Source organism: uncultured Planktosalinus sp. (genome assembly GCF_963973675.1).
Taxonomy (GTDB): Bacteria; Bacteroidota; Bacteroidia; order Flavobacteriales; family Flavobacteriaceae; genus Planktosalinus.
Genome location: NZ_CAXBAN010000160.1, coordinates 1 through 5,828, shown reverse-complemented (window position 1 = coordinate 5,828; position 5,828 = coordinate 1). Strand labels below are relative to the sequence as shown.

At 34.7% G+C, this 5,828-nt stretch carries 2 protein-coding genes and 1 pseudogene; 2 read left to right on the top strand and 1 reads right to left on the bottom strand.

Going from position 1 to position 5,828, the window contains the following annotated elements; genetic code table 11:
* Positions 1 to 2,394 (bottom strand): ATP-dependent Clp protease ATP-binding subunit (locus AACY61_RS07600; protein ID WP_339610981.1); only part of this gene is annotated, 2,394 nt, incomplete at its 3' end.
* A gap of 258 nt (positions 2,395 to 2,652) precedes the next feature.
* Between AACY61_RS07600 and gyrA the strand changes: the two genes are divergently transcribed.
* Together gyrA and AACY61_RS07590 are read left to right on the top strand one after the other, a co-directional pair.
* The gene (gene gyrA / locus AACY61_RS07595) at positions 2,653 to 5,154 is read left to right on the top strand and encodes a DNA gyrase subunit A (RefSeq protein ID WP_339610979.1); all 2,502 of its coding nucleotides are present in this window, start codon (positions 2,653 to 2,655) and stop codon (positions 5,152 to 5,154) included.
* Positions 5,155 to 5,169: 15 nt separating this feature from the next.
* Positions 5,170 to 5,828 (top strand): annotated as a pseudogene (locus tag AACY61_RS07590) (hypothetical protein); the annotation flags it as partial.

Sequence of the window (5,828 nt, the reverse complement as noted above, 5' to 3'; positions counted from 1 at the left end):
ACCATATTCTTTATCAAATCCTTTATCGGCAATATAATTTTTAGCACTTTTTGTCAATGTTAATGAATAACCAAGGTCTTTAATTCTAAGAAATAATTTATTAAGCTCTATGTCAATTATTTTATTGATATCCTCTTTTTCTAAAGAATTAAAGACGACAACGTCATCAACGCGGTTTAAAAATTCTGGAGCAAATGCTTTTTTAAGTGCATTTTCGATTATGCTTTTAGCATTCTCATCAGCTTGACTTGTTCTTGCTGAGGTTCCAAACCCAACACCTTGGCCAAAATCTTTTAATTTTCTGGCTCCAATATTTGATGTCATTATTATAATAGTGTTTCTGAAATCTATTTTTCTACCTAAACTATCAGTCAAGTAACCGTCATCCAGTACTTGTAAGAGCATATTAAACACATCAGGATGTGCTTTTTCAATCTCATCAAGTAGGACAACTGCATAGGGCTTTCTTCTTATTTTTTCAGTTAATTGACCACCTTCTTCATAACCTACATATCCTGGAGGTGCACCAATTAGTCTAGATACAGAAAACTTTTCCATATACTCACTCATGTCAATACGCACTAAAGCATTTTCAGAGTCAAAGAGTTCGCGGGCCAGTACTTTTGCAAGTTGTGTTTTTCCCACACCTGTTTGTCCTAAAAAAATAAAGGACCCGATGGGTTTATTAGGGTCTTTCAGACCTGCTCTGTTACGTTGAATAGCTTTAACCACTTTGTTTACAGCTTCATCCTGCCCAATTACTTTGCCTTTGATTTGTTTTGGTAATTCTGAAAGCTTCTTAATTTCAGTTTGAGCAATTCTATTTACAGGAACACCAGTAATCATAGACACAACCTCAGCTACATTTTCTTCGGTTACAGTTTCTCTGTGTAATTTGGATTCGCTTTCCCACTCTTCTTGGGCTATTGATAGGTCTTTTTCAAGTTTCTTTTCGTCATCACGCAACTTTGCTGCTTCTTCGTATTTTTGTTTTTTTACAACTGAATTTTTTTGTTCTCTTACTTTTTCAAGTTCAGACTCTAATTGCAGTATTTTATCAGGAACATTGATGTTTGTGATGTGCACTCTTGATCCGGCTTCATCCAGAGCATCTATGGCTTTATCCGGAAGAAATCGCTCTGTCATATATCTGTTTGTGAGATTGACACAAGCCTTTATTGCTTCATCAGTATATGTCACATTGTGGTGTGACTCATATTTGTCTTTTATATTATTTAATATCTCAATGGTTTCCTCAATGCTTGTTGGTTCTATAATTACTTTTTGAAACCGTCTTTCAAGAGCACCGTCTTTTTCAATATACTGTCTGTATTCATCGAGTGTAGTTGCACCTATACATTGGATTTCACCACGAGCTAATGCAGGCTTAAACATATTTGAAGCGTCTAAAGAGCCGGTTGCTCCACCTGCGCCTACAATAGTATGAATTTCATCAATGAATAATATAATATCATCGTTTTTTTCTAGTTCATTCATTACTGCCTTCATACGTTCTTCAAACTGACCCCGGTATTTCGTTCCTGCTACCAAACTCGCAAGGTCTAGTGTTACCACTCGTTTATCATATAAAATTCTAGATACTTTTCGTTGTATTATTCTAAGTGCAAGTCCTTCAGCAATAGCCGATTTTCCAACGCCGGGCTCTCCAATTAATAAGGGGTTATTTTTCTTTCTTCTACTCAAAATCTGGGAGACGCGCTGGATTTCTTCTTCTCTTCCTACAACAGGGTCTAATTTTCCTTCTTCAGCAAGAGCAGTTAAATCTCTTCCGAAATTATCTAAAACCGGAGTTTTTGATTTTTTATTTGATTTTGAATTACCACTTGTTCCAAAAGGATTTTCTTTTGGATTTTCACCAGGTACTTGGTTTTCATCTTCATCGTTTGGAAAAGACTCAGAAGTAGGCGATTGAAATGGGTTTTCGTCATTTGCAATCATAAATTTAAACTGGTCTTTTACACCGTCATAGTCTAAATTTAATTTATTTAATAATTTTGTTGTTGGGTCATTTTCATTTCTCAAAATGCAAAGTAACAAGTGAGCTGTGTTAATCGATGAACTTTGGAAAAGCTTTGCCTCTAAAAAGGTTGTTTTTAAAGCTCGTTCTGCCTGTCTGGTCAAATGAAGGTTTTTCTTATCGTTTGGCAATGAGGTAGTATTTGGATTTGGGGGGCTTAAAATTTCAACTTTACGTCTCAATTGATTTAAGTCTATATCTAAAGCATTTAGTATGTTAATTGCTTTGCCGTTTCCATCGCGTAAAAGGCCCAGCATAAGGTGTTCAGTGCCAATAAAGTCATGACCTAATCGCAAGGCTTCTTCTTTACTGTAAGCAATAACATCTTTTACTCTTGGGGAAAAATTATCATCCATAGTCTATTTTCTTTGTGTCTAAATTTACAAATAAAGCTACTATTGAACAAAAACTATTCCTCAATATAGCATTATAAGTAAAAAGACGAAAAAACTTTTCAATTTCAAAATTATTTCAGGCCTATTTATTAACTGATTTAATGCCAAATTTTGTTAATAAAATAGTGCAAAACCCAGCAGATTTATTAACTAAAAAAGCTTTAAAAGCTGTATATTGCTCGATAAAATTTATTAACAATAAATTAAAATATAAAGTATATGAATGAAGGTGAAAAACTGATTCCGATTAATATAGAAGAGGAAATGAAATCTGCTTACATCGATTATTCGATGTCAGTCATTGTGTCACGTGCTCTTCCTGATGTTAGAGACGGAATGAAGCCTGTTCACAGACGTGTTTTATTTGGAATGCATGAACTTGGGGTGAGGTCCAACTCATCACATAAAAAATCAGCCAGAATTGTAGGGGAAGTTTTAGGTAAATATCACCCCCATGGCGATACATCTGTTTATGACGCTATGGTGCGTATGGCACAAGAATGGAGTTTGAGATATATGTTGGTAGATGGACAGGGTAACTTTGGGTCTATTGATGGAGACAGCCCTGCAGCTATGCGTTATACAGAGGCACGAATGCGAAAAATATCTGAAGATATTCAATTAAATTTCGATGACACTTTAGAAGAGCCTACTGTGCTTCCAACAAGAGTGCCTGGTTTACTTATAAATGGCGCCTCAGGAATTGCTGTTGGAATGGCAACCAATATGCCGCCACATAATATCTCTGAAGTTATAGATGGGACAGTTGCTTACATTGAAAACAATGACATTGAAATTTCAGAGTTGATGAACCATATAAAAGCTCCAGATTTTCCAACCGGAGGCATCATATATGGTTATGAAGGGGTAAAAGAGGCATTTGAAACCGGCAGAGGAAGGGTTGTAGTTAGAGCAAAAGCAACAATTGAAGAAGTTAAAGGTAAAGAATGTATTATAGTTACTGAAATACCATATCAAATCAATAAGGCAGACATGATTAAAAAAACTGCCGATTTAGTCAATGAGAAAAAAATTGAAGGAATTTCAAATATTCGTGATGAATCTGACCGAAAGGGAATGCGAATAGTTTATATTCTTAAGCGTGATGCTGTTCCAAATATTGTTTTAAATACACTTTATAAATATACTTCTTTACAGTCTTCTTTTAGTGTGAATAATATTGCACTTGTGAAAGGAAGGCCTCAAATGCTGAACCTAAAACAATTAATTCAATATTTTGTAGAACACAGACATGAAGTTGTCGTAAGAAGAACAGAATATTTACTGCGAAAAGCAGAAGAAAGGGCACACATTCTGGAAGGATTGATTATTGCTTCTGATAATATAGATGAAGTTATCAGACTGATAAGAGCCTCTTCAAATGCTGATGAAGCGCGTCAAAAATTGATAGAAGCCTTTGAGTTGACAGAAATTCAGGCAAAAGCAATTGTTGAAATGCGTTTACGTCAATTAACAGGTCTTGAGCAAGATAAATTAAGAAGTGAGTATGAAGAATTAATGAAAACCATTCAAGATTACAAAGAAATCCTCGCTAGTTTTGAGCGAAGAATGGAAATCATCAAAGAAGAACTTCTTGAAATCAAAGATAAATATGGCGATGAAAGAAGATCAACTATCGAGTATGCCGGTGGCGATGTTTCAATAACTGACCTCATTGCAGATGAAAAAGTGGTTATTACAATTTCTCATGCAGGATATATCAAAAGAACTCCACTTAATGAATATAAAACACAAAACAGGGGAGGGGTTGGTCAAAAAGCTTCAGCAACCAGAAATGAAGACTTCCTTGAATACCTGTTTGTAGGAACAAATCATCAATACATGTTGTTTTTTACACAAAAAGGAAAGTGCTTTTGGATGCGTGTTTTTGAAATTCCTGAAGGAACAAGAACTACTAAGGGTAGAGCAATTCAAAATCTTATCAATATTGAGCAAGACGATAAAGTCAAAGCTTTTATTTGTGTACAAGACTTGAAGGATGAAGACTACATCAACAGTCACTTTGTTATTATGGCAACTAAAAAAGGTCAAGTTAAGAAAACGGCTTTAGAGCAATATTCCAGACCTAGAACAAATGGAATTAATGCCATAACAATTAAAGAAGACGATGAATTATTGGAAGCAAAACTCACATCGGGTGATAGTCAAATAATGCTAGCTGTTAAATCAGGAAAAGCGATTCGTTTTGAAGAAGAAAAAACAAGACCTATGGGTCGTAATGCTTCAGGTGTTAGAGGAATTAGACTTGCCAACAATCAAGATGAAGTTGTGGGGATGATTACAATAGAAAACTCTCAAGAAGAAACTGTACTTGTCGTTTCTGAAAATGGTTATGGTAAAAGAACATTTATAGATGACCCTGAAGATGGAGAAGCTATTTACAGAATAACAAACAGAGGTGGTAAAGGAGTAAAAACTATTTCAATCACTGAAAAAACTGGAAGTTTAGTAGCCATCAAGAGTGTTACAGATACAGATGATTTGATGATTATAAACAAATCAGGTATTGCCATTAGGATGTCAGTCGATGACTTAAGAGTAATGGGTAGAGCTACTCAAGGCGTTAGACTTATAAAAGTAAGAGAAGATGACGCAATAGCAGCGGTCGCCAAAACCATGAAGGACGATGTAGAAGCTCAAAACGATGATATTGGTGACAATGGAACAGTTGTTGATAATAATTCAAATAATGAAGAATAATCAAAATTTAATAAAATGAAAAAAGCAATTTTATTTATAACTGCTTTGCTAATTACAGCAGTTGCATACTCCCAAAACAAAGAATTAAGAACAGCTTCAAAAGAAATTAAAAATGAATCTTTTGAGCAGGCAAAATCAACACTCAATTCAATTGAAGGAATGATAAGTTCCGCCGATGAAGATCAAAAAGCAGAATATTATTTATACAAAGGTCAAGCCTATCTAGGTGCTGCCGGAAATAAAGAAAAAGACCTAGTCACTTCTGCAGAAGCTTTCAAAAAAGTTATTGAAATTGAATCCTCAGGAAAACAAAAATACACAAAACAAGCTGAGGAAGAAATCCAAAATTTAATTGTCAGATTAATAAATTCTGCTATTGAAGATCAAAATGCAGAACGATACAGTGCAGCATCAAATAAACTTTATGCAGGTTATTCAATTAGCAAATCTGATACATCCTATTTGTATTTTGCAGCTGCAAATGCTATGAATGCTAAAGAGTATGACAATGCGATGAAATATTATGAACAACTATTGGATATAGGTTATACTGGAATTGAAAAAGAATATGTAGCTGTCAACAAGGAAACCGGAGAAACAGAAGCTTTTGGAAGTGATGAGGAAAGAAAGCTGATGATGATGTCCGGAAATTATGTTAGACCTCAAGAAAGAAT

Excerpts from the sequence above, each read along its gene's own strand:
- gyrA (WP_339610979.1), top strand. The coding sequence starts at position 2,653 with ATGAATGAAGGTGAAAAACTGATTCCGATTAATATAGAAGAGGAAATG.